This is a genomic window from Nocardia sputi (assembly GCF_023501985.1).
In genome coordinates this window covers 33,199-57,712 of the sequence record NZ_JAMFLC010000023.1, presented here as the reverse complement: position 1 = coordinate 57,712, position 24,514 = coordinate 33,199, and the positions used below count along the sequence as shown (strand labels likewise).

Sequence of the window (24,514 nt, the reverse complement as noted above, 5' to 3'; positions counted from 1 at the left end):
GCCGTGCGGTCAGGAACGGTAGAGCGAGCGGTACACGGTGAGGGTCGCCACGCAGTGCTCGATGATCTGCTCGCGGGTGGCGCGCAGCGAGCCGTTCAGCCACGCCGAGAACATGCCCGCGTTCCCGCTGGCCATGGTCACGGCCGCCAGCCTGCGCTTGACCGGGTCCTCGATGTGACCGAACAGATGGTCCTGCATGATCCGGGTGAAGACCGGCATCACCGCGAAGGTGGTCTGCCCGAGCCCGGTGCTGGAATACGGCTCGACCAGGAACAGCCGTGATTTGCGCGGGTCGGCGAGCACCTTGTCGACCAGGATCTCCGATAGGGCGCGATCGCGGGACGGGTCGTCGGTGGCGGCGAAGGCCGTCATCGGCTCCAGGAACTCGTCGGCGACCTGACGGTAGAGCACGTCCAGCAACTCGTCGCGGCCGGCGAAGCTCTCGTAGAAGTAGCGGTCGGTGAGGTTGGCCTTGCGGCACACCGCACGCATGGTGACGCCACTCGCACCCGACTCGCCGATCAGATCGAGCGCCGCCTCCAGCAGCGCCGTCCGTCGCGTCTCCCTGCGCTCGGTAAGCGTCGTCCCACCCCAGATCCGCGGGCTCCCGTCGTCGTTTGATTCCTGACCTGTCTGCACGGCCCAACGATAATGCCTGGCGGCGTACCTCGACGCCGCGCTCACCCGCCACGGCCTGCGGCGTCTTGCCGAAACGGATCCCGTGCCGTCACAGAGTGGTAACTGTCGGTTTACTCGGTCTGGTTACCGACCCTGGGTCTCTCGGTGGTTCGGTAGTGGAGGGTAATGGCGCGTGAACAACTCCGCTGCGGTGATCATGTCCGATGCGCTCGGCGACGGACGCGGGCGTACGGCGGTGCACGGGGCGAGACCAGCGGTTCGGCACCTCCCGCCGCCGTGGCGCCCGCTGCCGCTCGCACGCGGGCCACGTCCGGCGCACATCCCCCTCGCCCCCGCGCAGGAACGGATGTGGCACGCCGCGCGGGCCGGATACTCGAGTGACTGGAATGTGGCTCGAGCGGTCCGCCTGTCCGGGCCCGCGCTGTCGCCGGAGGCGCTCGTCGCCGCGATCGGCGATGTCGTCGCCAGACACGAACCGCTGCGCACCTGCTATCCGAAGACCGCCTCGGGCCCTGCCCAGGTGATCGTTCCGGTGCACGAGGCCAGGCCGAAGGCCGAGGTCGTCGCGGCCACCGGAACCGAATTGCGGCAGCGCATCGCGGATTTCGCCGCGGGCGAGTTCGATCTGGCGACCGACCTGCCGTTGCGCGCCCGGCTGTTCGCCCTCGGTCCGCACGACCTCGTAGTGGTGCTGGTGGTCCACCACATCTCGATCGACGGACGCTCGGTGGGGCCGCTGCTGCGCGATCTCGGCACGGCATACCTCGCCAGGCAGGCCGGGGCCGCGCCGGACTGGACGCCCCTGCCGATCGACTACGCCGACTACACCTTGGGGAAACACGCCCAACTCTGCGACTACTCCGACGAATGGAGCCGCGCCACCCAGCAGTTGCGTTACTGGGCGAACACACTGGCCGGTCGGCCCGCGGTGCTCGAATTCCCCTGTGCTCGTCCACGTCCGGTCCGCCGCGCCGGGGCGGCAGGCGCCGGGGCGGTCGTGCCGGTAGCGTTCGGCGCCGGCGTGCACCGCGCGCTGCTCGATCGGGCGTGCGCCGCCCGGGCCAGTCTGTTCATGGTGTTGCAGACCGCTTTCGCGGTGGCGGTCGGCGCGTTCTCCGACAGCGCCGACGTCACCACATTGTTCGCGCAGGACACGGCGGTCGCCTTCGTCGAACTGTTCACCGCTACCGTCGAACTGCTCGCCACCGGCTACCGCGGACCGATCGCCCCGTTGCTGTCCGGCTTCCCCGCCGGGCAGCGGTGACGGCCGCCTCGAATCCCCGGAGGGTCAGCCTCGTTCCAGAGGCAGGCCCGCATCGCGCCAGGCGACCACGCCACCGGCCAAGCCGGCGGCGTCGTATCCGGCCTGCCGGGCGCGTGCGGCGAAGCGCACCGACAGCTCGCCGACCGGGCAGACGAAGACGACAGGACGCGATCGCGGGAACGGGATGCCGTGACCGAACATCTCGTCGAGTTGGTCGTCGCGAATGTTCACCGCGCCCGGCACGTGCCCGATGCGGTAGGCCATGGCGCCCCGGCTGTCCACGATGGTCGGACGCGCGGTCCGGTCCAGTTCGGCGAGCTGCTCGGGCGACAGGCGCGGTACCGCGGCCAGCTCGGCCGCGGTCGGCTCGGCTGAGCGTCCGGCGCGGCCGAACAGTTCCGGCCTTCGCTTCTTGATGTAGGACAGGTAGGGCTCGAGCCGGTCGCACACGATGAACACCGCGACGATCGGGTCTTGCGGATCGGTCGCCGAGAGATCGAGCGCGCCGAGCGTTTCCAGCGCGGCGGCGTACCCCGCGCCGCTGGTCGGCCCGGCCAGGACGCCGTAGCCGGTCGCCAGGCGCAGCGTCGCGTCCACGGCGTCGCCCGCCGACACGGTGACGATCCGGTCGTAGAAATCAGGCTGGAACAGCCCGACATCCCACATCTCGGTCTCCGACCGAATGCCGGGAATGAAGTCGGACCGTTCGGAAACCACGGCGACAGTGCGTAATTCGGGGTTGTACTTACGCAGATAGGTGGCGGTTCCTCGGGTGGACCCGGTGGTACCGAGCCCGCCGATCAGATAATCGATCCTGGTGATGCCATCGGCCGCCAGGTCCTCATGGATCTCCCGTCCGGTGCCGTGGTGGTGGGCCTCGATGTTCTTCTCGTTGGTGTACTGCGACAGATGCCGATACGCGCCGGGGTGCTGCGCCATGGTCGCCTCGATCACCGAGTAGACGTCGTTCGGCGTGGTCGGGTCCGGGCACTCCGACAGCCCGGGCAGTTCCACGATCTCCGTCCCGAGCAGCTGCAGCAGGTCACGGACCTCGGCCACCTTGATCCGGTTGGTCACCGCGCGCAGGTCGATGCTGTACATCGAGCCGAGGACGCGCAGCGCCTTGGCCGTGTTCCCGCTGGATGCCTCGATGAGCGTCCGAGCGCCGGCCCGGATCTCCGCCAGGTCGTCGCGCAGCATCCCCCAGGCCACCCGGTCCTTGACCGAGCCGAACGGGTTGTGCGACTCCAACTTCGCGTAGAGCTCTACGTTCGCCAGCCCGTGCACCGCGGGGTCGAGCCGCAGCAGTGGCGTGTTGCCGATGAGTTCGGTGATGTGCTCGTATCGCATCAGGGAGCCTCGACGGATCGGACCGGGCTGGTCGCAAGGTGGGCGGTATGCGGCGAGATATGGCGTGATCGCGGCGACTCGACGGGGAAATCCGGTTCGTACTCGGCGTCGCGGACGATCCGGAATCCGTCGGGCCCGTGGGTGACGGCGAGTTTCACGGGCAGCGGGTGCATCGATGCCCGCGCGGCCGACAGGTCCATGTGGTAGGCGGCGGTATTGGGGAACACCACCGCGTCGCCCGGCCGGGGCGTGGTGGGCAACCACACCTTGTGATTGGTGATGAGGTCTCGCTCCAGGCACAGACGTCCGGCGAAATAGACGCCGATCGGGCCTGTGCCGCCACCGCTTTCAGCGGTGGCGTGGGTGGGTGTGAGCCCGTCGCCCGCACGGGGCAGCAGGATGGGGTCGACCATGACCTCTTGGTCGGCGGGCGTCACGGAGTCGCGGCTGAGGTCGACGTGCACCAGCACGCTGCCGTCGGCGACCTCCTTGACGAACTCGACCGTGGCGACCGTGACGCCCGCGTGATCGACCAGCGCCTTGCCCGGCTCCAGCCACATCTCCAGCAGATTGTCGCCCGTCACCTGTGCCACCGTGCGCCCGCCGTGCCGCTCCAGCGGCGCGGCGAGAAGCTCCGCGAGCATGGTGTCGGCCGCGACGGTGTTGGCGTACTTGTGGAAAACCGGTGTGCCGTGCACGGCGCCGCCCGCGACGTGATAGCCGAAGGTGTTGCTGCCCCACGTCATCGACTCACCCCGGCCCAGCAGCGATTCCCGCAGGGCGAGCACGTAGGCGTCGAACCGCTCGGCATCGGCGGTGAACACTTGACGGAACCCGCCGCCGATGTCGAGCACCGACGGGGCGAGACCGCGATCGTAGGCTTGCTCGATCAAGCGCAGGCAGGCCTCGATCGCCCGCACCCGCTCGCCGAGCTCGCCCGAGTCGAGGTGGAAAGCGAAGCCGAGGAAGGCGATCCGCGCGCGCTGCGCAGCCAGCAGATCGAGGGCCTGTCCGACGTGCGCGAGCGGCATCCCGAACCGGCTCACCTGGCCCGGGCCGAAGCCGGAAACCCGCAGCAGCACGGGAATTCTCGGATGTCCGGGAGCCAGTTCCGCGATGCGGCCCAGTTCCCACGAGTTGTCCACGTTGACCGTCACCCCGCGGCCGACGAGGTCGTGGAGGAAGCTTTCGCCTTTCGGGCCGGTGACCTCGATGCGCGCCGCCGCGAATCCCGCCCCGAGGGCACTGGACAGTTCGTGCGGTGACGCGACGTCGATGGCGATGCCCTCGCGTTCGGCGGTGCGGACGAACGCCCGGGACTGGTTCACTTTGTGCGCGTAGCAGATCCGGTATCCGGGAAGGTGCCGCTCCAGGACTGTGCGCAGACGGAGCAGATTCTCCGAGTAGATCTGCGGGAACAGCAGATGCGCAGGCGACCCGAATCGTGTCAGCGCCTGCGCCGCGACGCCCGGCGTGTCGAGAAAAGCGCGGACCGTCGGATGCAGTTTCGCGGGCAGCGCCGGCGGCCACGGCGTCATACGGCGGCTTCCGACGGCTCGGTGGCCGAAGTCCGTGCCGCGCCGTCGGGACGCTGCGCGGCCGGATTGTAGCCGCCGTCCCGGATCGCCTCGAACGCGCGTGCCCGATTGCGCGGGCTCCGGAACTCGGCCACAACCCGTTTGCTGTCCAGGTCGATCTCGACCACGCGGATGTCCATCGATTCCAGCACTCCGCCGATCGTGCGAACGCAGTGCTTGCAGGTCATATCCGGCACGTAGAACACCTGGTCCTCGGCGGTGGCGGCGCGGTCGGCGGTCGTCTCGTCCAGTTCGGCGCGCACTTCGACCATCTCGCAGCGGCCGATGATCTCGGTGAACGTCGCGACGAACCGGCCGGCCAGCTGCGGGAGGATGCTGACGTGCCCGCTGTCGAGCTGCTGTGGGGTGGCCGCCAGGCAGGAAGGGTGGCTTCCGGTGGGCAGCAGGGCGTATTGCCGGGAGATCAGGTCCAGGTCGTCGTGATACTTGGCGATGGCCTCCGCGACCGTGCGGCCTTCGACGGTGGTGGCGCGCTCCATCACGGCGTGCGCGTCGGCGATGGTGGCGTCCTTCATCGCGCGCAGGGTCGCCACGGTCTCCGCGGTGTAGCGGACGGTTCCGTCGGGTTGTGCGACGAGCGTCACCGGGATCATGCCGCGCCGATAGGTCGAAGCCTGCAACTCCCAGAACCATCGAGTGGCCACCGCGGTGAAGATCCCGGAATCGCGAATCCCCGCGGCGAATTCGGCGGCATCCCGGTACGGGGTCTGGGCGGCCAGCAGCGCGTGCTGTGCCAGCACGCGCCCCGCCGCCTCGATGCCGACCCGGAAGATGTCGCGCGGATCGTGGTCGGTGGTCGTGCCCGCCAGCACGGCGTGTTCGCCCGGTCCGATCGCCGCGACCCGCGCGGCGAAACCGGGGTCGGTGTCCAGGTGGCGCCACAGCGCCAGGACGGTCTCACGCATCGCGATCGGTACCGAGGGGCCGAGACCGTCGGCGCGGAAGTGGCCGGTATTCGGGATGCCGTCGCTGTCGGTCCACGCGATCCGGTGCGTCGCGCTGGTCACCTGATCCGCGCGGCACGGCCGCATGAACCGCTCCAGATACAGCCGCTGCGAATAGGTGAGATGACTGTCCGTCTCGGGACGTAGTGCGGTACAGGTGAATTCGAACCGGCGTGGCGGGGGCACGGGAGCCGGTGCGGTGAACAACCCCGGTTGCGCCAACTCGGCAAGCACCCTGGACGCGGACCGCCGGTCGTAGCGGGGGATGTCGATACTCACGTGACCTCCTCGGCAATGGTTCGCACACACGCGACGAATCGGTCGATCTCGTCGGGAGTGTTGTAGATGTGCGTGCTGACTCGCACCGAGTCCGCGCCATCGGTCACGGCGGGGACGCAGTGCGCGCCGGTACGCACCAGAAAACCCAGCTCGCTCAACACGAAGCCCGCGTCGGCGGCCGAGATTCCGTCCAGGGTGAAGGAGACGATGCCGTAGCCGACTTCACACGCGGCGTGTGCCGGGCCGGGCAGGAACTCCAACCCGGGAACCGGGCGCAGGCCGTCGATCAGGCGCAGGGTCAGGGCTCGGTTGTGCGCGGCGATCACGCCCATGCCGAGTGATTCCAGCACCTCGAGCGCGCTGCCGAGGGCGAGGATGCCGGCAATGTTGGGGGTACCGCCTTCCAACAGCGCGGGCATCGGTCCCGAGTCCAGCCCGGCCGGGCCGGGCCGGGCACCGGAATTGCCGCCGGGCAGGAACGGCACCAACTGGTCGTGCACGCGTCGGCGGCAGTACAGGATTCCGGTGCCCGGTGCGCCGAACATCTTGTGCGCGGCGAAGATCGCGAAGTCCGCGCCGAGCGCTGTCACGTCGACCGGTAGGTGCCCGCCGCTCTGCGAGCAGTCGAAACACAGCAGGATGGCCGGATCGATGCGCCCCCGCACTTCCTCCAGGGTGCTGAGACCGCCGAAGACGTGGTGCAGATGCCCGGCCGTGATCAGCCTGGTGCGCGGCGTGATCTTGGCCAGGATGTCGTCGGTGTCCGCCTCACCGGCGCCGGTCACCCGGTAGGGGATCAGGTCGATGCGGCGTCCGAACCGGGCGAGCAGCCCGCGCAGGTGCTGCCAGGGGTACACGTTCGACGCGTGGTCGCTGGCGTTGTAGAGGATCTGGTCGCCGTCGGCGAGTGCGGTCAGGCCCCAGGACAGCGCGACAGCGTTGAGCGCGGCGGTGGCGCCGCCGGTGAAGACCACCTCGTCCAGGTGTTCCGCGCCGATGAAAGCGGCGGTCCGCTCCCGGACCCGGGCGATCCGGGCGGTCAGGCCGGTTGCCCAGGGATAGGTGCCGCGGCCGACGTTGGCCGTGCCGTTGCTGTGATAGCGGTTCATCACCTCGATCACCGGCAGCGGCTTCTGGGTGGTGGCTGCGCTGTCGAGGTAGACCTCGGAGGCCGCGGTGAGCGCCGGGAACATCGACCGGACCGTGGTAGGCGCGAACGGCGGCGTCTCCGGTAACCGGGTGGCCGCTTCGGCCCGCGTCACCGGCGATCTCGGGGCAGGGGACCGCAACGCGACGCTCCCTTCACCGGTGACCAGGACGTCACCCACGATACGCATTTTTGGTACGGACTTCGAAGTTTTCTCGCGGACAAGGGCTTTCACGACTAGCCTGGACGACATGCCTCTGACCCCCGAACAGCGTCAAGAGTTCCTGGCTCAGCCGCATGTGGCCGCGTTCTCGGTGGCCGCGGGTTCCGGTCGTGCCCCGCTCACCCTCCCGATCTGGTATCACTACAGCCCCGGTGGCGAGGCGTGGATCCTGACCGGCCCGGAGTCACGGAAGATGCGCTACATCCGGGAGGCCGGCCGGTTCGGTCTGATGGTTCAGCAGGTCGAACCCACGGTGCGGTATGTGAGTGTGGAGGGCCCGGTCACCCGGATCACCCCGATGACCGACGAGCAGCACCGCGAGATGGCGGCGCGGTACCTGCCCGCCGAATCGGTCGACGCCTATCTGAAGGCGGCCGAGGCCTACGGCGAGCAGGTCGCGGTCTTCCTGCGGCCGGAGCGCTGGCTCTCGGCCGACCTGGGGAACCCGAGCGAGTTCTAGTACCTGCCCTGCAGGTACTCGACGAGGTGTTCGCGTTCGGTCGCCAATTCGGAGATCGCGCTCTTCACCACGTCGCCGATGCTGACGATGCCGACCAGCCTGCCCTCGTGCACCACGGGCAGGTGCCGGATGCGGTGTTCGGTCATGGTGCGGCGCAGGCCGTCGACCCGGTCGTCGGGTGTGCAGGTGCGTACTTCGGAGGTCATGATCGCCGAGACCGGCGTGTCCAGCAGGGCCGCGCCGCGGGCGTGCAGACTGCGTACCACGTCGCGCTCGGAGACGATCCCCGCGATCGCGTCGCCGTCGGGAGAGACGACGACCGCACCGATGTTCCGTTCGGCCAGGGTGGCCAGCAGTCTGCGGACGGTCGTGTCGGGTGCGACCGTGGCCACGTCGCTGCCCTTCCTGCGCAGGATCTCCGAAATTCGCATGTTTCACCATCCAGACGTCGCGGCATTACCAGGATCGCAAGTTCGTAGTCCGGTGACCAGCACGAATCCATTACAGGCCACGGTTCGCCTCACGTCAGAGGCGGCGCGCGACGCTGCGGTCCAGGTCGCGGGCGAGCAGGGCGATCGCCGCCTGCGAGATGCCCGCCGAGGTCGCCAGATCGATCGAGGTCAACTGGGCGATGCGGCGCAGGCGGTAGTCGACGGTATTGGGATGCACGTACAGCTGGCGCGCGGTGAGCTGCCGGTTCATGTCGTTGCCGAGGTAGGCGCGCATGGTGTCGAACAGTTCGGGATGGGCGTCGAGCGGGTCGAGGATGGTCGCGATCCGCCGCGTCGCCGGGCCGCTGCGGGTGAGCTGATATTCCACTGCCAGATCGGACATCTGATAGAGGCCGGGCGGCCGGGCGCCGACGCGCACGAGATTGAGCAGCTCGTGCGCCTGATCGGCCGATTCGGGGATCTGCTCGGTATCGGTCGGGACGACGGTGGCGGTGAGCGCAACCTCGGCGGCGTCGGCCAGCAGCGCGAGTGTCGTCTCCGTGAGGACGGTATCGGTCTCGTCACCGAACGGGATGAGCAGTGTGCCGCCCTTGGCGCTGAGCAGGGCCAGCGCACGCGAGGCGAACACGGTGGCCAGCTCGGATTGCAGCCGCCGTAGCTTGCGGCGCGCGGCGACGTTGCCGTCGACGCGCGGATCGCGCTCGTCCGGATGCTCCGGAATCGACAGCGCGACAACCTGATAGGACTCCGCGATCGGAATGCCGGTCTGGCGCGCCAGAGCCGAACTGCCACGACCGCTGAGCAGCGCCGAGGCGAGCGTCTGTGTCGCCGTCTGATGTTCCTTTGCCACCAGGTGCTGTTCGTCGACGTAGGCGTCGGACACCGCCGCGGTGATCGCCTCCAGCAGCTCCAACAGCAGATCGGCGGCGACGAGCACCTCATCGACGTCGTCGGCCTCGGCTCGCGCGGTGACCAGGCCGAAGGCAATGCGCAGTCCCTCGTGGTAAGCGCGCAGGATAGTGCTCAGTGGCACGCCCTCGCGGGCCCAGCGGGCGGCCGTCGCGCGTACCGGGCCCAGCTGTCGCTCGTCCGGCACGGTACGCCGGTCGAACATCTCGGCGGCGAGGTTCAGGCAGCTGCGAGTGAGTTTCGTGACGTCGCCGCGTACATGTTCGCCGGGCAAGCTGCGGCACGGAGCCATGACGTTCTCTAGGTATCCGACCATGTGCGTGGCCACGCTGTCGGTGTTCTGCAAGGGCGCCGAAGCCGGTCGGCCGCCGATTTCCAGTACCGAGTCGGACGAGTCGGCGGACAGATCCAACGCGGAGTAGGTCATTACGAGTTCGCTCCAAGTGCCACGCCAGGCGTGTGAGAAATCGCGCCCGAGTCGATCGATCACTATACGAAAGGGCCGTGGGCACCGGGAGTGATCTGTGAGATCGATTGGTTGCTCGTCGCATTACGCGATGCGGCGATCGTGACTCCGACGCTGGGCACGCCGCACGCCGCTCAGCGTGCTGGAGCGAGGTACGCGCTGGAGTGGATGTCTTTGCGTGTCAGAAGAAGTCTTCGTCTACTCGTCCTCCAGCCCGGCTGACAAGTAGGCGGCGGCGGCTAGCCACTGCCTGCATTGCGGGCCGTGGACTTCGTGGGCATAGAGGATGTCGCGCGCCTGCCGGTAGGTGAGGCCACGGGGCTCCACCCCGCAGTCGGACAGGGAGAAATCGGGCGCAGGGTATTGGCGCAAGGCTTCGGCACCGGCGCCATCGATGACGGCAACCCGGTGGGGAGTTCGAAATGGCTCGATCATTCGACTACCCCTCGCGTCCGAACGTGCGGCAGGGAGTGCTCGGCGTGCTGGCGACGCGGGCTCGAACTCCCTGCGTATCTCCCTGATTTCGTCTTCGAGTCTATGCCTCCGTCGCTTACAGATGCAAGTACATCTGCACGATCGGTCGCAGAAAAAGCGGTGGCCGTCGCCGGTATGGAACCGGCGACCGCCACTGTGCCGCTTGTAATTTCGTGTCCAGGGGTCTTACGGCTTGCGTGCGACCCCACCGTAGGCGGAGATCGGCCGGGCCTCCCCGACCTCGGTCGCGCCCGAGCGCCACTGCGTAATCGACACGAAACCGGGCTCTACGAGCTCCAAACCATCGAAGACGGCCTTGATCTGCGCCTGTGGGCGGGGGACATAAGGAGTGCCGCCGGTGCCGGTGTAGTTCTCGCACAGCGTGACATACGCCTTGCTGTCGTCGGTGCCGTCCCACATCACCAGGTAGCTGCCCGACGGAACGGCGTCCAGCACGGTGTGCACGATCCGGAGCAGATCGTCGTATGTCTTGGCGTGGCCGAGCACGCCCATGAACATCACGGCGACCGGCTCGTTGAAGTTCAGGACGTGCTTGGCGTCGGCGACGATCAGCTCGGGATCGTGGTAGTCGGCGTCGATGTAGGTGGTCACGCCTTCCGGGGTGGTGCTGGTGAGTAGCGCTCGCGCGTGCGTGAGCACCAGGGGATCGTTGTCCACGTAGACGATCCGGGACTCGGGCGCGACGCTCTGGGCGACTTCGTGGGTGTTCTGCATGGTGGGCAGGCCGGTGCCGATATCGAGGAACTGGCGGATGCCCTGCTCGCCGGCGAGGTAACGCACCGCGCGAATGAGGAATTGGCGCGACTGCATCGCCATGGTGGTGATGTCCGGATCGACTTCGATGCCGGCGTCGCCTGCGATGCGGTCGATCTCGTAGTAGTCCTTGCCGCCCATCCAGTAGTTCCAGATCCGCGCGGAGTGGGGGATGTCGGTCCGGATGAGGGGGCTGTGGTCTTCGGGCATGGGGTTGGACTCCTCGGCAAAAAACTGTCCGCGGCACGGCCGTGCGGGTGGGCGCGTGGAGGTGTCGCGAATGACTGGTACATCCGATGTGCACTGCGACAGTACAAGATTCACTCTCGTCGAGCGGGCCGGACGGGGGAGCTGATCTCGGTGTTTCTGGGCGAGGTGATCGTGTTTCACAATCCCGTCCGGATGGTCCGAATCTGCGGGCGCACAGAGCGCGAACTTCGTGCTATCGTCCGGTGTTGGTGCAAATGCAAGAACGTTTGAACGTGCATCTGCACGAACCGAATCGCCTAACTGCGGCAACCGAGGAGTGGGAAGATGTCGGATACATCCACCAACGAGATCATCGGAACTTGGCGCAAGAGTTCCTTCAGCAATCCCAGCGGCAACTGCGTCGAGGTGGCCGAGGCGGCCAACGGCCAGGTGGCCGTGCGCAACTCGCGGGATCCGGAGGGCGGTATCCTCCTTTACACGCGTCCGGAGATCGATGCGTTCGTCCGTGGCGCGAAGGCCGGAGAGTTCGACTATTTGACTAGCTGAGCGGTAGCATTAGCGGTCGGTACGGTGTGTCTCCCGTCAGCTGGTTGTGACACACTGTGGGCAAACCCCGGAGTATCGGAGACGAACTCGATGATCGCTGAACCCGATGACGATGGTCACGTGCAATCCGTTGTCGCGGAACGTGGTCCGACTGTGCTACGCATCGCATTGGGCGGCCAGTTGCGCAAGCTTCGGGACAAGAAGGGCATCACCCGCGAGGCCGCGGGTGATGCGATCCGAGGCTCGCATGCCAAGATCAGTCGACTCGAGTTGGGCCGTACCGGCTTCAAGGAACGCGACATCCGCGACCTGCTGACCCTGTACGGCGTCCACGATCCCGAGGAGCGCGAGTCGTTCCTCGAGCTGGCCAGGCAGGCCAACGAGCCCGGCTGGTGGCATCGCTACAGCGACCTGCTGCCCCAGTGGTTCGGTACCTACCTCGGTCTGGAACAGGCCGCGAGCAAGATCCGTACCTATGAGTCGCATCTTGTTCCCGGCCTGCTGCAAACGCCCGAATACGCCAGGGCGGTCGTGGCGCTCGGGCACGAGGACGCCGACACGGATCGGCGGGTCGCGGTGCGTCAGCGCAGGCAGGAAATCCTGTTCCGCTCGGACCCGCCGGTGGTCTGGGCAGTGATCGATGAAGCGGTGCTGCACCGGCCCGTCGGTGGACCGCAGGTCCATCGGGAGCAGATGCTGCACCTCGTCAGGCTTGCGAAGCTGCCGAACGTGACGATCCAGGTACTGCCGTTCACTGCGGGCGAGCACGCCGCGGCGGGTAGTTCCTTCAGTATCCTGCGCTTCGCCGAGTCCGAACTTCCGGACATCGTGTATCTCGAACAATTGACCAGCGCGCTGTATCTCGAGCGGCGGCAGGACCTGGCGCTGTATCTGTCGGTCATGGACCGGCTCAGCGTCCAGGCCGAGCGTCCGGACAAGTCGATCGAGATCATGGAGAAGTACGCCGACGCACACTGAGGTCCTGCGGCAACATCCCGTGCGGCCGGAAGACCTGTAAACGCCAGATGACCACCTCCGAAGCGGAGGTGGTCATCTGGCGTTCGCTCTTCGGATCAATGGCGACGGCGCGCCGGAAATATCTTCATGAAGTCGGCGCCCGGCGTCGGTGGCATTGTGGTGGAAGTGCACCGGCGTCGGGTGACGCGACGAAAGTGCTCGTGGCACAGGATGACTCGTTACCCGCCGGTCTCGGACGGCGGGGCGGTGCTACTGCTTGATGAAGCTGGAGGCAATGCGCCAGAAGGTCGCGGGTTGCAATGCCTCGAGATCCCAGTCGTCGGCCATCGCGTGTGCGGTGGTGACGATTCGTTCGATATCGAAATCGTGCCGAGTCGCCGCGCCGGTGGATTCGACGGCATGGATGACGTATGCCACGGCGGTTTCTCGGGAGAATGCGGTATTGGTGTGGCCGCTGCGGGCCGACGATGTGTTCATATGTCTACCGTTCGCTGGCTGGTCGGCCAGTGCGGTGTCGGCTGATCCGAACCGACCGCCGGTAAGTGGTTGTTCCATTCGAACGCCCCTGCTTTTGTGGCGGCGGCAAACCCACGGCGGCTTCGGCCTTCGGCTCGCCCACGCGGCCTCCCCTGGTGGTCCCCTGTAAAGAGTTGCGGGACCGAGTTTATGCCGCCGTACCTTTCAGATGCAAGCACATCTGCACGATCGATTGCACGTGCGCAGTGCGGATTTCACGTCCAAAAGTTTGCCGGTACGGTGCCACGGCGAGGAATTTTCACTCCTGTCCGAAGAGGACGTCCGTGCTGTAGTCGATCTGTGTACCCGGCTCGACGAATTGCTCCGCCGCGGCATGCCAGGCCAGAAAATGTTCGGTGAAACGGTGTGCTTCTGCCGCCTCGTCGTCGGTGTAGAGCTGATAGAGGAAAAACCGGTGAGGATCCACCCGATCTGCGCAGATGTCGAAGCGCAGACAGCCCGGCTCGGTCCGTACGGAGGCTTCGGCACTGCGTGATATGGCGGCGAGGAACTCGGCGCGGGACCCGGGGCGGATCTTCATCGAGACGATACGACTGAACACGGTTGTTCTCCCATCGTGACCGTTGGCGTCAATCGGAAAGGACTAGCGAGGTTCACGACGGCTCAGTCGGCCAGTTGCGCAATCGCCTGGTTACTCGGAATACCGCCCGAAACGAGTTCGAGCGTCATCGAGAAGGTGTGCGCGGCGGGCAGTAATCCGGCCAGGACGGCCGCCACATCGGCGCGGGGGACCTCGCCGCGCTCGACCGGGGGCGGGGCGAGGGTCACCAGCCCGGTGCCGGGCGAGTCGACCAGCCGGCCGGGTCGCAGAATGGTCCAGTCGAGCTCTCTACCTCGCAGATCGTTCTCGGCCTGGGTCTTGGCGTCGATATACGCCGCCCACACCTCATCGGTGCCGGGAGAAGGGGGTCGACCGGCTCCCATCGTGGAGATCTGCAAAAAGCGGCGCACCCCGGTTCGCTCGGCCGCCTCGGCCAGCCGGACCGAGCCGCCCAGGTCGACGGTGTATTTCCGTTCGACCCCACTGCCAGGCCCCGCTCCAGCGGCGAATATCGCCGCGTCGCAGCCTTTCACGACTTCGGCCAGTTCGTCGGTGCCCGCGTTCTCCAGGTCGCAGAGCACCGGCTCGGCGCCGGTCGCGCGGACGTCGTCGGCGTGCCCTGGATCGCGGATCAGCGCGGCGACCTCGTGGCCGTTCGTGGTGAGCACGGGGGCCAGCAGCAACGCGATCTTGCCATGTCCGCCTGCGATGACCACGCGCATGGATCGCTCCTTCCGGTCGGGGCGGCGCCCGCGCTCAGCGCTCGGGACCGCCGGGATTACAGCGTGCTTCGACGGTGGCCGGGTAGCCGACCGCCGGCCGCCACGGTTCCAGATTCCAGCTCGGCTTGTCCGGCTGGACCAGCCGAGCCCACGCCCAGTGACAGACGAACTGGTCGCGCATGCCGGGTGCGTCGGCGTCGGCCGACCGGGCCACCACTTCCTGCCACGCCCGTTCGTCCGAGCCGGGAAAGGTGGTCCGCCGACCGGCCTGCGTGGGGAAGACGAGCAGCCGCGGCCCGTCGACCGTCTCGGTCCAGGCGACGTGATCCACCAGAGGCTGTCCCGCATAGGGGTCGACGGACGGTACGGCGGCGAGTGGTGTCGACACCGGCGATGGCGGGGCGCTCGGGGCCGTCGTGGCTGTGGCCGTGGCCGGTGCAGGCGGGGATTCATCGGCGCCGCAGGCCACCGTCCACGGCAGCAGGCCCGCCGAGAACAGCGCGGCGGCCCGACGCCGGGCGAGGAGGCGATGCGGGTACCGCTGCGCCACGGTCGAACCTCCTGTGTCCTCCTCGGCACCACTTTCCGGCGTGCTCACCCGAGCCTAGCGAGCCCGAGCGGCCCCGGCGAGATTCTCCTGCAGGGCCACCGATTGTGGTGGCTTGCCGGTACGGCTCCGACCCGGGATAGTCGGTCGGTGCGGTGTGGACGGATCATGGTAGGGGCGGCAGGCGTCGTGGTGTCGGTGACGGTCGCGTTGGCCGGGCCCGCGGACGCGCGGGTGGGCGAGGCGCCCGGCACCGTGACGGATCGGGTGGAGCTGGCCGGGCGGCTGCGTGTACAGGGGGCGACGACCGCCGAGCGGCTGACGTATTGGTCGCGGGGCCCGCGCGGACCGATGCAGAGCACCGGAGTGCTGTACCTGCCCGAAGGCTCTCCGCCGCAGGGTGGTTGGCCGATCATCGCCTACGCGCACGGCACCTCCGGGATCGCCGACGAGTGCGCGTTCACGGTGCACCCGCGGGACTACTACCTGACTTCGGTGTTCCCGGCTCTGCTCGGCGCGGGATACGCGGTCGTGATCTCCGACTACGTCGGGCTCGGCACTCCCGGCGTTCACCCCTATCTGGACGGTCCCTCGGAGGCTCGCAGCATCATCGACGGCGTGCGGGCCGCACGGGCGATCGCCCCCTCGCTCGGCACGCGCTGGGCGGTGTTCGGCCAGTCGCAGGGTGGGCAGGCGGCGCTGTTCACCGCCCACCTCGCACCCGGCGACGCACCGGAGCTCGATCTGCGCGGCGCGGCCGCGACCGGGACGCCGTCGAATCTGGATCGGGTTTTCCCCCTGGCCGGGCCCTGGCTGCCGCGGCTGCCGCTGCAAAAGACGACCACCTACTTCGCCATGCTGCTGGCGGGCTTGCGCGACAGCGCACCGGAGCTCGACATCGACGGCTACCTGACACCGGTGGGCCGAGACGTCCTGCGCATCGTGGAAACGGAGTGCGCCACCGAGGCTGACGCGCAGGTGTCCGGCATCGGCATCGGCGCCATGTTGTCGCGGCCGTTGGACGATCCCGCGCTGCTGGCCGCCGTGCGCACGATGCTGAGGGTGCCGACCAGCGGCTATTCGGTGCCGCTGTACCTCGGCCAGGGGGTGACCGACCTCGAGGTGCCCGCGCCGCTGACGCTCGAGCTGGTGGCGGAATTGCACGCCTCCGGGACCGATCTGCGGGTCGGCTGGTATCCCGGCGACCACCTGGGGGCGGCCAGGGAAGCGTTCCCCGACGCGCTCACGTTCCTGAGTGGTGTGCTCGATCGGCCCTGAGCCCGCGTACTCAGCGCCAGAGCGATCGGCACGGTAGCCTGCGAAGGCCGGGGCGAACGTGGCCGTCCACGGTGACGGTGAGCCCGGCGTGCACGGCGGCCGAAGTGAATTCCCCCGCCTCGGTCCGTGTCGCGGCGTACTCGAGGATCAGTGCGTCCTCGGGGGTGGGTCCGTCGAAGTAGACGGTGATCCGCCGGTTCGGCGGATCCTGGGTGTCGTCGCGGTCCGCGAGTCTGCGCGCAGCGCCGTCCATGCCACCGTCTCCTTCCGGCCGGCGCGGCAGCCGCGCCGGTGAGATCGACGGTAAGTGCCCGCCACTGCTGAGAACATGTTCCAGATCATCGGCTGGAAATGTCACAGAACGGACCTCGCGCGGTCGGGTACAGTCACCAGCCGGGGCGCGCCGCGCTCACAGCATGGCCGCCCCAAACTTGTGATTTGTCAACATGTTCGCGTCGGGTGATGTCCTGTATGCGTGATGTTGCCGAGGATGAGCACAGCGTTGAACGATGCAGGAGGCACACGTCGATGAGTCAGGGCCCACGTTCGCTGGGTAGGGGAGTGGGGCGAAGACGTCTCGCACGTGCGATCGGAGCGATGGCCGCGGGCCTGGTGCTCGTCGCGAGCATGGCAGGCGCGGCGACCAGCGCGCCGTTGTACCCCGATCCCGATCCAGATCCCTTCTACGCCACACCCGCGGACATCGCCGACCGCAAGCCCGGCGACGTGATCGCGACCCGGGTGATGCCCCCGCTGGCGATCTTCCCGGAGACGACGGTGACCGTGGTCAGGTTCCGGTCGACGAGTTCGGAGGGAAAGCCGATCGCCGCGACCACCACGGTGCTCACGCCCAAGGCGCATCGCCCGGACGGGCCGCTGCTGTCGTTCCAGCACATCATCAACGGTCTCGGCTCGGAGTGCTCGGTCTCCCGGGTGCTCTACACCGGTGATCCGAACCTGATCGTGCGGGAAGCGCCGGGCTGGAACATCCTGCTGGCGCGTGGCTGGAGCGTGGCGCTGCCCGACCACCTCGGCCCCAACTTCGCCTACGGCGCGGCGAAACTCGGCGGGCAGATCACGCTCGACGGGATCCGCGCCGTCAAGCAGGTCACCGAACTCGGCGTGCAGCGCAGCCCGGTGGCGATGGTCGGATACTCCGGCGGCGGGATGGCCACCGCCTGGGCGGCGGCCCTGCAGCCGAGATACGCACCGGAACTGGACCTCGCGGGCGCGGCCATGGGCGGTGTCCCGATGAATCTGGTGAAGATGCTCGAAGGACTGGGATTGAACCCGCACCCGGTGTTCGGGCTGGCTTTCGCCGCCGGGTTCGGGCTGGAGCGTGAGTATCCGACGCGCTTCCCGCTCAGTGACCAGCTGAACGAGCGCGGGCTCGCGGCCCGCGCGCAGATCGCCAACAGCTGTACCAACGACATCCTCTCCACGGGCGCGGGCCGCGGTGCGCTGGACTTCGCCAAGACGACCTCGATGATCAACGACGACACCGCGCGCGCCGTGGTCGAGGAGAACAGTCTCGAGCTCTACGACGGCGTGCCCGAGACCCCGGTCTTCGAGTGGCACTCGCCGATCGACGGTCTCATCCCGATCGACGCGGTGGTCAACACCGACAAGCGATGGTGTGCGGCGGGCGCCAAGGTGCAATCCGAGGAGATCCCGGTGCCGGACCACCTGACCGCGGCGGCGCTCGGCATCCCCGCGGCACTGAACTGGTTGGACGCCCGATTCAGGGGGGAACCTGCGCCGAGCAATTGCTGAGCGTCGATACCTGGACGGCCGAGCCGGGACCCGTTCTCCGGAAACGGGTCTCGGCCGGTTGTTGCGATATGGATACGCGAGAACACAACTCGGACGCTTTTTTGCGTCGAGTCACGGCCGCTGACGTAGCCTGACGTCCTGGCTTCCGGTCTGACAGGGGATTTTCGGGGGTCGAAGGCCATTGCGCCCGGGTGCCAGACGACGTTGCCGTTCGCACCCAGAGGCGTGTGCCATGAGAATATCGCGTGCCATTGCTGTCGCTTTGCTCGCTGTCGGCTCGGTCTCGGCCGTACCAGCCGCCGCGCAGCCGCCGCCCGGCGGGCTGCTGCCCGGAATCCAGCAACTCATCGATCAGGTGATCCCGCCACCACCGATCGCACCGCTGCCGGAGCCGAACTCGCCCACGCACGAGGCGACTACGCTGTCCCCGTCGCTGGCGGCGCTGCGCCTGGCCACGCTACCCTCCGCCATCGGCGACCCGATATTCGACGTGCGGCCTGCGAACCTGGACGAACTGGCCGAGGGGCAGGTCATCGAAGTCCGCGACGTACGCGCGACGACCGCGCCGTTGATGCTGTTGCCGATCCAGCGCGCGCTCCTGGTGAAGTACCGCACGACGGACGCCCACGGTGCGCCGTCGTACGCCACGGCGACGCTGATCGTCCCCGCCGCGCACTGGCCGGGCCCGGGCCCGCGGCCGGTGGTGGTGAACAATCTGCCGATCGACGCCCTCGGCCGAACCTGCACGCCGGGATACACTCTCGCGCACGGGCTCAACCCCGACACCAGCTTCACCGATTTCCTGCCACCCACGACGCACGTGGCGGCGCTGCGCGGTTACGCCGTGCTGATCCCGGACCACGAGGGGCCGTCGATGGCCTACGCCGAACCGATCGTGGCCGGGCACGCCGTGCTCGACTCGATCAGGGCCGTGCGAAATCTGTTCCCGGAGGAGTTCGGCGCCGCCGAGTTCGGGCTGGCGGGATATTCCGGCGGCGCGATCGCCACGCACGGGGCGGTGAAGCTGATCGACGGATACGCACCGGAATTGGCGGAGGTGATCGTCGGCGCCGTGCTGGGCGGGGTTCCCGCCGACTTCGAGATCCTGGCCCGCAGCATGAACGGCAACCTCGCGTCGGCGATCTTCATGGGCGCGGTGTTCGGCATCGGCCGCGAACGGCCGGAGATCCTGGCCAGGATGAACAATCTCGCCCAGTGGGTGGCGACCTCGCCGGTGAAGGATATGTGCGGCAGCAGCTATGGCGCGATCGGCGTGCTCATGCTGCCGATCGATATCGCCGCGAACTTTCCGGATCCGCTGAATTCGGCGCTGGCCGCGGACATCTATCGGGTGACCAAGATGGCGGGCATGAAATCGGCGACGCCGCTGTTCATCTACAACGGAGAGCAGGAATTCTGGATTCCGGCCGAGGGTGCGCGCAATCTCTATCTGGAGCAATGCCGCCTCGGGGTGCCCGCGGTGTACCGTAGTGTGCTCGGTGAGCACATCATCGCGGGTGCGCTCGGCTATCCGGAAGCCATGCTCTGGCTGGACGAACGGTTGCGCGGGGTCCGGGCGCCCGACGAGTGCTGACCGTGCGACGGCGCCGGGCGGAATTCCGGTGACGCGATCCGCCGGGATCGCAATCGCGACCGGCTCCCGTCGACCCGACTGATCGCATGCCCAGCTCTGGCGAGGGCGCCCTGCGGCGTCATCGCGGCTTGGGTACGGTAGGCCGGTCCGGGCGGGGTTACGCCCGAATTCCCGAGAGAGGCACATGAACGACATCACCACCACCGCGTCCGAGCAAGCCAAGGCACTGGTGGGACGGCATTACCGCCTGACCGATACGTACGAGGTGGGGCGCGAGAAGATCCGGGAATTCGCGCGAGCGCTACAGGACGGCCATCCGGCGCACCGGCACGAGGACGCCGCCATGGCGCTGGGCTTCGACGGGCTCGTCGCGCCGCTGACCTTCTCCTCGATCTTGCTCATGTTGACGCAGCGCAAGATGTTCGAGTCCGTGCTCACCGGCTACGACCTCGGGCAAGTGCTGCAGACCGAGCAGTCGATCCAGGTGCACCGTCCGATCGTCGCGGGCGACGAGGTGCGATGCGACTCCTACATCGAGTCGTTCCGGCAGTTCGGTGACAAGGACTTCATGGTCACCAGGAACGTGCTGAGCAACCAGCACAAGGAAGTGTTGCAGACCGCGCACACCACAGCGGTGGCGCAGACCGGGGTGGACCTCGCCACCGATCTGCGCGCGGCGGTCGAGGGCGTCATCATGACCGGGCAGTCGGCCACCGACCGGTCGGACGCGGCGGCCGCGCGGAAGCTCGGCGAGGACAGCGGCCTGGTCGAGAGCTTCGACGAGGCGGTGCAGCCGGATTCCCCCGACGAGACTCGGACGCCGCGGACGGTCCCCGCTTTCGAGGACCTGTCCGTGGGCATGGAACTCGCCCCGCGAACGGTGCTGCTCTCACGGGGCGATCTGGTGAATTACGCCGGTGTGTCCGGTGATTCGAATCCGATCCATTTCAGCGACGTGGTCGCGCGCAGTGCCGGTCTGCCCGACGTGGTGTCGCACGGACTGCTGACGATGGGTCTTGGAGCCGGGTATCTGACATCGTGGCTGGGTGACCCGGCCGCGGTGACGCGGTACGGGGTGCGGTTCGCCGGGTTCGCGCCGGTTCCGGCGACCGAGGCGAGCGCGATCGAATTCCGTGGCCGCGTCATGCGATTGAATCCGGACACCCGCTCCGCAACCATCGCGTTGACCGCGATCTGCGGGGAGCGCAAGCTGTTCGGTCGCGCGACGGCGGACGTGCTGCTGCGCTGAACAGCTCCCGAGCGTTCCGGTGCGTGAGCCGGCGTGGATCGTCTCGTCTCCTGAATGCCCCAGGGCGGGCGAGCGCCGAGCGGTCACGTCGGTGATCTTGCGGATGTGCTTACACCTGCGCATACGCTCCGATTCGAGGAGCGCGGTGCTGGAGTGTGGGCCGTGCACATGCGAGACTCGGTGCATGCGTGCTTCGGTAGTGCGGCCTCAGAACGAATCCATCACTCGCGGAACGGCTCCCATCGCCGAGGGCGGTCCGACCGCCCTACGGATGATTCTCGGCGCACGGATGCGGCGGCTGCGGGAAGCGCGCGGTATCTCCCTCGAGGAGGCGGGCGAGGCGATCCGCGGCTCCCACTCCAAGATCAGCCGGCTGGAATTGGGGCGTACCGGTTTCCGGGAGCGGGACCTGGTCGACCTGCTCGCGCTGTACGGCGTCACCGACGAGGAGGAGTGCGCCGAGTTCAAACGGCTGGCCAAGCAGGCGAACACCTCGGGGTGGTGGCATCGCGACGCCGACTGGCTGCCGAAGTGGTTCGACACCTACCTCGGGCTGGAACAGGCCGCCCAGCTGATCCGCTGCTACGAGCCGCGGGTCGTCCCGGAGCTGCTGCAGACTCCCGACTACGCCCGAGCGCTGTTCGTGCTCGCTCATCCGCACGAGGACGAGGAGTCGATCGAGCGGCGCGTGGCCTTGCGGATGCGCCGCCAGGAAATCCTGACCAGGCCGGACCCACCCCAACTGTGGCTGATCGTCGAGGAGGCCGCGCTGCGCCGCAGGATGGGGGGCTCGCGGGTGTGGCTGGCTCAGCTCGAGCACCTGCTGCGGGCCGCGGACGCGCCGAACATCACGGTGCAGGTGCTCGCCGATCATGTCGGCGGCCCCGCGCTGGCCGACGGCGCGTTCACGATGCTGCGCTTCGCCGAGACGGATCTGCCCGACATCGTCTATCTCCAGCAGCTCACCGGCGCCCTGTATCTGGACAAGGACGCCGATCTCGCGGCCTACCGCTCGGTGGCGAATCTGCTCTCGGTGCACGCCGCGCCACCCGAGTACACCCGCGAGCTCGTCGCGGCGTTGCGCGAGCGTGAGCCCGACATCGTGGACCAGCCGTCGGTGAATTGCCGACCGAACGGTCGGATGACCTTGATGGAACCAGGAATACCCGCTCGTACAGGGACTTTCGACCATAGATGACGACCGGGGGAACGTGGCAGACTCGGGACATGCGCGCTTCGAAGGAACGACAAGCGCCCGATTCGCCCGGACTCGGCGCCCATCCGGTGTCCGGCGGCGGGCCGACGGTGCTACGCATGGTTCTCGGCGGTCGTCTGCGTCGCCTACGCGAGGATCGCGGCATCACCCGCGAAGCCGCGGGCGAGGCCATTCGCGGGTCGCATTCGAAGATCAGCAGGCTGGAACTCGGCCGCACCGGCTGCCGGCAACGCGATCTGGTCGACCTGCTCGACTTCTACGAGGTGGCCGATCCGGAGGAGCGGGAGCGGTACCTGGAGCTGGCCCGGCAGGCCAACGCGTCGGGATGGTGGGCGCGGGACAACGATTGGCTGCCGAAATGGTTCGACACCTACCTCGGTTTGGAGCAGGCGGCGCGCCGGATCCGTGGCTATGAACCGCGGGCGGTACCCGAGCTGCTGCAGACGCCGGAGTACGCTCGCTCGCTGCTCACACTGTCGCATCCGGGCGAGCCGGAGGAGTCTATCGAACGTCGGGTCGCGCTGCGCATGCGCAGGCAGGACATTCTCACCGGCCCGCACCCGCCTCAGCTGTGGCTGATCGTCGAAGAAGCCGCGCTGCGCCGCAGGATCGGCGGTTCGACCGTCTGGCGCGCCCAGCTCGACCATCTGCTGCGCATCGAGGCGCAGCCGAACATCACCATCCAGATCTTGGCCGACCACGTGGGCGGCCCGGCGCTCACCGACGGCGCCTTCACCGTCTTGCGCTTCGCCGAGACCGATCTGCCCGACATCGTCTACCTCCAGCAGCTCACCAGCGCCTTGTATCTGGACAAGATCGCTGATCTGGACGTGTACTACGCGGTGCTGAACCAACTTTCGCTGCTGGCGCCGCAACCGGAGCACACCCGCCGGTTGCTTCAGGTCCTGCGTGACGGTGTCCCGCCGACCGTCGACGAACCCGCGGACCGCTCGAGGGGGTGACCGGATGGGCTTCCTCGCGGATTCGGCGTGCATGAATCGGGCTTGAACAGGGCATCTCCTGTGATGAGGTGATGCGGATGCCGGGGATGGGCGAATTATTGTCTCATTGGGACAATAAGCGGTATCATGTGCTCATGGGCGACGACGGTGTCGGTCTGGACGGTCGTCGGCTGCGCACTCGGCGTAGCCGCGAGGCACTGTCGCGCGCGGCGTTCGACCTGCTCACCGAGCGGGGCCTGCACGCGGTGGCCGTCGAGGACATCGCGATGCGGGCCGGCGTCACTCGGCGTACTTTCAGCAGACATTTCGCCTCCATCGAGGAGGCGATTCTCGGCGATGTCGATCAGGACGTCCATCTGTTCAACGAGGCGCTGTGCCGCCGCCCTCCCGACGAGCCGCCGTTGCTCGCCTATCGCAACGCCGTGCGCGATTGGCTGGCCACCGAGTATGGCGGCGCCCGTGCCGTCCTGCTGGCACGCCGCTGGGCTCTGTTCCAGCGCTTCGAGGACGAACCCGAACTGTTCGCCGGTTATCAGCGCATCCGTATCGAAGGGCAGCGCGAATCGGTCCGGATCACAGCGGCCCGGCTGGGGGTGGACCCGCTGACGGATCCACGTCCCGCCGTCGCCGTCGCCGCCGGTGCGGGCATGCTGCTCGCGGCGCTACAGAGTTGGGCGGCGGGCCCGGATCCGATGGGCCTGCCCGGCCTCGTCGAAGAGTTCTTCGACACCCTCGTCACCCTCACCGCCGAATCCCGTCACGAGGAGTCACCGTCATGTCTACCGGATCGGTGAACATGTACCGCCGGACGTGCCGGCGCGTCGGTCTGGACCGAAATCCGCTGCGTCGCAGGGAGGACCGCTGGCAGACCGCGTGCGCGGTCCTGCTCGCCCTGGTGTTCCTGATCATCGTGCCCGTGCTCGTCGTGACTGTCGGCGGCCGGGTGTACAAGGTGGAGACGGCTGCTGTGCGAGCCGAGACGGCGCGCTTGCGTCAAGTGGAGGCCACCGTGATCGAGACCGGCAAGGCGCCGCTGTACGCACCGGTGGTACCCGCGCGGGTGTCCTGGAAGGACGCCGAAGGCGTGATCCATACCGGCGACTATCAGTCGACGACGGTGGTGGAGCCGGGATCCACCGTGTCGATTTGGCTGAACGACGGCGGCGCGATCGTGGAGCCGCCGTCGCCGTCCCAGCCCGCGAGCAAAGCGGTGATGCTCACCGCGGGTGCGCTGCTCGGGGTCTCGATCGTGCTCGCGGGCAGCTACCTGCTGGTGCGCCGGGGACTCGATCGGCGGCGGCTGCAACAGTGGGAATCCGAGTGGATGGCTGCCGACCTCAACTGGGGCCACGGCTGAGTCTCGCTGCGAGGGCTCGGTGGGG

General features: G+C 67.9%; 26 protein-coding genes. 12 read left to right on the top strand and 14 right to left on the bottom strand.

Going from position 1 to position 24,514, the window contains the following annotated elements; all coding sequences use genetic code 11:
- Positions 1–9 precede the first annotated feature (9 nt).
- Positions 10–639 carry a TetR/AcrR family transcriptional regulator gene (locus tag M8859_RS27840; RefSeq protein ID WP_249645049.1) on the bottom strand — a complete coding sequence of 210 codons (630 nt, stop codon included), beginning with the start codon at positions 637–639 and terminating at the stop codon, positions 10–12.
- Positions 640–811: 172 nt separating this feature from the next.
- Here M8859_RS27840 and M8859_RS27835 point away from each other — a divergent pair, with 172 nt between their 5' ends.
- Positions 812–1,903 carry a condensation domain-containing protein gene (locus tag M8859_RS27835; RefSeq protein ID WP_249645048.1) on the top strand — a complete coding sequence of 364 codons (1,092 nt, stop codon included), beginning with the start codon at positions 812–814 and terminating at the stop codon, positions 1,901–1,903.
- A gap of 24 nt (positions 1,904–1,927) precedes the next feature.
- On the opposite strand, the gene M8859_RS27830 is transcribed toward M8859_RS27835, so the two are convergent.
- From M8859_RS27830 to M8859_RS27815, 4 genes are read right to left on the bottom strand one after another with little or no spacing between them, the layout of a single operon-like run.
- Positions 1,928–3,253, bottom strand: a complete 1,326-nt coding sequence (locus M8859_RS27830) for a pyridoxal-phosphate dependent enzyme (protein WP_159926456.1) — start codon at positions 3,251–3,253, stop codon at positions 1,928–1,930.
- Complete coding sequence (locus M8859_RS27825) at positions 3,253–4,791, bottom strand: type III PLP-dependent enzyme domain-containing protein (protein WP_159926458.1); 1,539 nt, start codon at positions 4,789–4,791, stop codon at positions 3,253–3,255. Before M8859_RS27825 ends, M8859_RS27830 begins: the two co-directional genes overlap by 1 nt.
- Positions 4,788–6,074: a heavy-metal-associated domain-containing protein gene (locus tag M8859_RS27820; protein ID WP_159926460.1), complete on the bottom strand. Its 1,287-nt coding sequence runs from the start codon at positions 6,072–6,074 to the stop codon at positions 4,788–4,790. The genes M8859_RS27825 and M8859_RS27820 overlap by 4 nt, the downstream gene beginning before the upstream one ends.
- On the bottom strand, positions 6,071–7,402 hold the full coding sequence (locus M8859_RS27815) for an aminotransferase class V-fold PLP-dependent enzyme (RefSeq protein WP_236565538.1): 1,332 nt from the start codon (positions 7,400–7,402) through the stop codon (positions 6,071–6,073). Before M8859_RS27815 ends, M8859_RS27820 begins: the two co-directional genes overlap by 4 nt.
- A gap of 70 nt (positions 7,403–7,472) precedes the next feature.
- Between M8859_RS27815 and M8859_RS27810 the strand changes: the two genes are divergently transcribed.
- Complete coding sequence (locus M8859_RS27810; RefSeq protein WP_159926462.1) at positions 7,473–7,904, top strand: pyridoxamine 5'-phosphate oxidase family protein; 432 nt, start codon at positions 7,473–7,475, stop codon at positions 7,902–7,904.
- Here M8859_RS27810 and M8859_RS27805 read toward each other — a convergent pair.
- The 4 genes from M8859_RS27805 to M8859_RS27790 all read right to left on the bottom strand — a co-directional run bounded on the left by M8859_RS27805 (position 7,901) and on the right by M8859_RS27790 (position 11,189).
- Positions 7,901–8,335: a CBS domain-containing protein gene (locus M8859_RS27805; RefSeq protein ID WP_159926464.1), complete on the bottom strand. Its 435-nt coding sequence runs from the start codon at positions 8,333–8,335 to the stop codon at positions 7,901–7,903. The two genes, M8859_RS27810 and M8859_RS27805, sit on opposite strands and share 4 nt — an antisense overlap.
- A 94-nt stretch (positions 8,336–8,429) precedes the next feature.
- Positions 8,430–9,692, bottom strand: coding sequence for a PucR family transcriptional regulator (locus M8859_RS27800; protein ID WP_195071460.1), 1,263 nt, complete (start codon positions 9,690–9,692; stop codon positions 8,430–8,432).
- Between the two features lie 237 nt (positions 9,693–9,929).
- Positions 9,930–10,166 carry a hypothetical protein gene (locus tag M8859_RS27795; RefSeq protein WP_249645047.1) on the bottom strand — a complete coding sequence of 79 codons (237 nt, stop codon included), beginning with the start codon at positions 10,164–10,166 and terminating at the stop codon, positions 9,930–9,932.
- 225 nt (positions 10,167–10,391) lie between these two features.
- Complete coding sequence (locus M8859_RS27790) at positions 10,392–11,189, bottom strand: SAM-dependent methyltransferase (RefSeq protein ID WP_159926470.1); 798 nt, start codon at positions 11,187–11,189, stop codon at positions 10,392–10,394.
- Positions 11,190–11,513: 324 nt separating this feature from the next.
- Between M8859_RS27790 and M8859_RS27785 the strand changes: the two genes are divergently transcribed.
- Both M8859_RS27785 and M8859_RS27780 read left to right on the top strand, forming a co-directional pair.
- On the top strand, positions 11,514–11,735 hold the full coding sequence (locus M8859_RS27785; protein WP_159926472.1) for a DUF397 domain-containing protein: 222 nt from the start codon (positions 11,514–11,516) through the stop codon (positions 11,733–11,735).
- Positions 11,736–11,825: 90 nt separating this feature from the next.
- The gene (locus M8859_RS27780) at positions 11,826–12,713 is read left to right on the top strand and encodes a Sco1979 family transcriptional regulator (RefSeq protein ID WP_159926474.1); all 888 of its coding nucleotides are present in this window, start codon (positions 11,826–11,828) and stop codon (positions 12,711–12,713) included.
- 249 nt (positions 12,714–12,962) lie between these two features.
- Here M8859_RS27780 and M8859_RS27775 read toward each other — a convergent pair whose 3' ends face one another.
- The 4 genes from M8859_RS27775 to M8859_RS27760 all read right to left on the bottom strand — a co-directional run bounded on the left by M8859_RS27775 (position 12,963) and on the right by M8859_RS27760 (position 15,063).
- Positions 12,963–13,190 (bottom strand): hypothetical protein, encoded by a 228-nt coding sequence (locus tag M8859_RS27775; protein ID WP_195071461.1) that lies wholly within the window; start codon positions 13,188–13,190, stop codon positions 12,963–12,965.
- Positions 13,191–13,488: 298 nt separating this feature from the next.
- Positions 13,489–13,791 carry a putative quinol monooxygenase gene (locus M8859_RS27770; RefSeq protein WP_159926566.1) on the bottom strand — a complete coding sequence of 101 codons (303 nt, stop codon included), beginning with the start codon at positions 13,789–13,791 and terminating at the stop codon, positions 13,489–13,491.
- Between the two features lie 62 nt (positions 13,792–13,853).
- On the bottom strand, positions 13,854–14,513 hold the full coding sequence (locus M8859_RS27765; RefSeq protein ID WP_159926478.1) for an SDR family oxidoreductase: 660 nt from the start codon (positions 14,511–14,513) through the stop codon (positions 13,854–13,856).
- A gap of 34 nt (positions 14,514–14,547) precedes the next feature.
- On the bottom strand, positions 14,548–15,063 hold the full coding sequence (locus M8859_RS27760; RefSeq protein ID WP_236565539.1) for a DUF2599 domain-containing protein: 516 nt from the start codon (positions 15,061–15,063) through the stop codon (positions 14,548–14,550).
- Positions 15,064–15,228: 165 nt separating this feature from the next.
- Here M8859_RS27760 and M8859_RS27755 point away from each other — a divergent pair, with 165 nt between their 5' ends.
- Entirely contained in the window at positions 15,229–16,338 is a 1,110-nt protein-coding gene (locus M8859_RS27755) for a lipase family protein (protein WP_159926480.1), read from the top strand.
- 10 nt (positions 16,339–16,348) lie between these two features.
- Here M8859_RS27755 and M8859_RS27750 read toward each other — a convergent pair whose 3' ends face one another.
- Positions 16,349–16,591, bottom strand: a complete 243-nt coding sequence (locus tag M8859_RS27750) for a hypothetical protein (protein ID WP_159926482.1) — start codon at positions 16,589–16,591, stop codon at positions 16,349–16,351.
- 344 nt (positions 16,592–16,935) lie between these two features.
- Here M8859_RS27750 and M8859_RS27745 point away from each other — a divergent pair, with 344 nt between their 5' ends.
- From M8859_RS27745 to M8859_RS27715, 7 genes are all read left to right on the top strand, one after another.
- Positions 16,936–18,111, top strand: coding sequence for a lipase family protein (locus M8859_RS27745; RefSeq protein WP_159926484.1), 1,176 nt, complete (start codon positions 16,936–16,938; stop codon positions 18,109–18,111).
- A 232-nt stretch (positions 18,112–18,343) separates the two neighbouring features.
- Positions 18,344–19,705 (top strand): lipase family protein, encoded by a 1,362-nt coding sequence (locus M8859_RS27740; protein WP_159926486.1) that lies wholly within the window; start codon positions 18,344–18,346, stop codon positions 19,703–19,705.
- 184 nt (positions 19,706–19,889) lie between these two features.
- Positions 19,890–20,954, top strand: a complete 1,065-nt coding sequence (locus M8859_RS27735; RefSeq protein ID WP_159926488.1) for a fused (3R)-hydroxyacyl-ACP dehydratase subunits HadA/HadB — start codon at positions 19,890–19,892, stop codon at positions 20,952–20,954.
- A 184-nt stretch (positions 20,955–21,138) separates the two neighbouring features.
- The gene (locus M8859_RS27730) at positions 21,139–22,152 is read left to right on the top strand and encodes a Sco1979 family transcriptional regulator (RefSeq protein WP_249645046.1); all 1,014 of its coding nucleotides are present in this window, start codon (positions 21,139–21,141) and stop codon (positions 22,150–22,152) included.
- 29 nt (positions 22,153–22,181) lie between these two features.
- Positions 22,182–23,132: a Sco1979 family transcriptional regulator gene (locus M8859_RS27725; protein ID WP_195071464.1), complete on the top strand. Its 951-nt coding sequence runs from the start codon at positions 22,182–22,184 to the stop codon at positions 23,130–23,132.
- 134 nt (positions 23,133–23,266) lie between these two features.
- The gene (locus tag M8859_RS27720; RefSeq protein WP_159926490.1) at positions 23,267–23,926 is read left to right on the top strand and encodes a TetR/AcrR family transcriptional regulator; all 660 of its coding nucleotides are present in this window, start codon (positions 23,267–23,269) and stop codon (positions 23,924–23,926) included.
- On the top strand, positions 23,908–24,489 hold the full coding sequence (locus M8859_RS27715) for an Rv1733c family protein (protein WP_159926492.1): 582 nt from the start codon (positions 23,908–23,910) through the stop codon (positions 24,487–24,489). Before M8859_RS27720 ends, M8859_RS27715 begins: the two co-directional genes overlap by 19 nt.
- Positions 24,490–24,514: the final 25 nt, after the last annotated feature.

Excerpts from the sequence above, each read along its gene's own strand:
- M8859_RS27765 (WP_159926478.1), bottom strand. The coding sequence starts at position 14,513 with ATGCGCGTGGTCATCGCAGGCGGACATGGCAAGATCGCGTTGCTGCTG.
- M8859_RS27715 (WP_159926492.1), top strand. The coding sequence starts at position 23,908 with ATGTCTACCGGATCGGTGAACATGTACCGCCGGACGTGCCGGCGCGTC.
- M8859_RS27750 (WP_159926482.1), bottom strand. The coding sequence starts at position 16,591 with ATGGACGGCGCTGCGCGCAGACTCGCGGACCGCGACGACACCCAGGAT.
- M8859_RS27775 (WP_195071461.1), bottom strand. The coding sequence starts at position 13,190 with ATGAACACATCGTCGGCCCGCAGCGGCCACACCAATACCGCATTCTCC.
- M8859_RS27825 (WP_159926458.1), bottom strand. The coding sequence starts at position 4,791 with ATGACGCCGTGGCCGCCGGCGCTGCCCGCGAAACTGCATCCGACGGTC.
- M8859_RS27790 (WP_159926470.1), bottom strand. The coding sequence starts at position 11,189 with ATGCCCGAAGACCACAGCCCCCTCATCCGGACCGACATCCCCCACTCC.
- M8859_RS27805 (WP_159926464.1), bottom strand. The coding sequence starts at position 8,335 with ATGCGAATTTCGGAGATCCTGCGCAGGAAGGGCAGCGACGTGGCCACG.
- M8859_RS27785 (WP_159926472.1), top strand. The coding sequence starts at position 11,514 with ATGTCGGATACATCCACCAACGAGATCATCGGAACTTGGCGCAAGAGT.
- M8859_RS27830 (WP_159926456.1), bottom strand. The coding sequence starts at position 3,253 with ATGCGATACGAGCACATCACCGAACTCATCGGCAACACGCCACTGCTG.
- M8859_RS27745 (WP_159926484.1), top strand. The coding sequence starts at position 16,936 with ATGGCCGCGGGCCTGGTGCTCGTCGCGAGCATGGCAGGCGCGGCGACC.
- M8859_RS27810 (WP_159926462.1), top strand. The coding sequence starts at position 7,473 with ATGCCTCTGACCCCCGAACAGCGTCAAGAGTTCCTGGCTCAGCCGCAT.
- M8859_RS27735 (WP_159926488.1), top strand. The coding sequence starts at position 19,890 with ATGAACGACATCACCACCACCGCGTCCGAGCAAGCCAAGGCACTGGTG.
- M8859_RS27720 (WP_159926490.1), top strand. The coding sequence starts at position 23,267 with ATGGGCGACGACGGTGTCGGTCTGGACGGTCGTCGGCTGCGCACTCGG.
- M8859_RS27730 (WP_249645046.1), top strand. The coding sequence starts at position 21,139 with ATGCGTGCTTCGGTAGTGCGGCCTCAGAACGAATCCATCACTCGCGGA.
- M8859_RS27725 (WP_195071464.1), top strand. The coding sequence starts at position 22,182 with ATGCGCGCTTCGAAGGAACGACAAGCGCCCGATTCGCCCGGACTCGGC.
- M8859_RS27755 (WP_159926480.1), top strand. The coding sequence starts at position 15,229 with ATGGTAGGGGCGGCAGGCGTCGTGGTGTCGGTGACGGTCGCGTTGGCC.
- M8859_RS27800 (WP_195071460.1), bottom strand. The coding sequence starts at position 9,692 with ATGACCTACTCCGCGTTGGATCTGTCCGCCGACTCGTCCGACTCGGTA.
- M8859_RS27740 (WP_159926486.1), top strand. The coding sequence starts at position 18,344 with ATGAGAATATCGCGTGCCATTGCTGTCGCTTTGCTCGCTGTCGGCTCG.
- M8859_RS27780 (WP_159926474.1), top strand. The coding sequence starts at position 11,826 with ATGATCGCTGAACCCGATGACGATGGTCACGTGCAATCCGTTGTCGCG.
- M8859_RS27795 (WP_249645047.1), bottom strand. The coding sequence starts at position 10,166 with ATGATCGAGCCATTTCGAACTCCCCACCGGGTTGCCGTCATCGATGGC.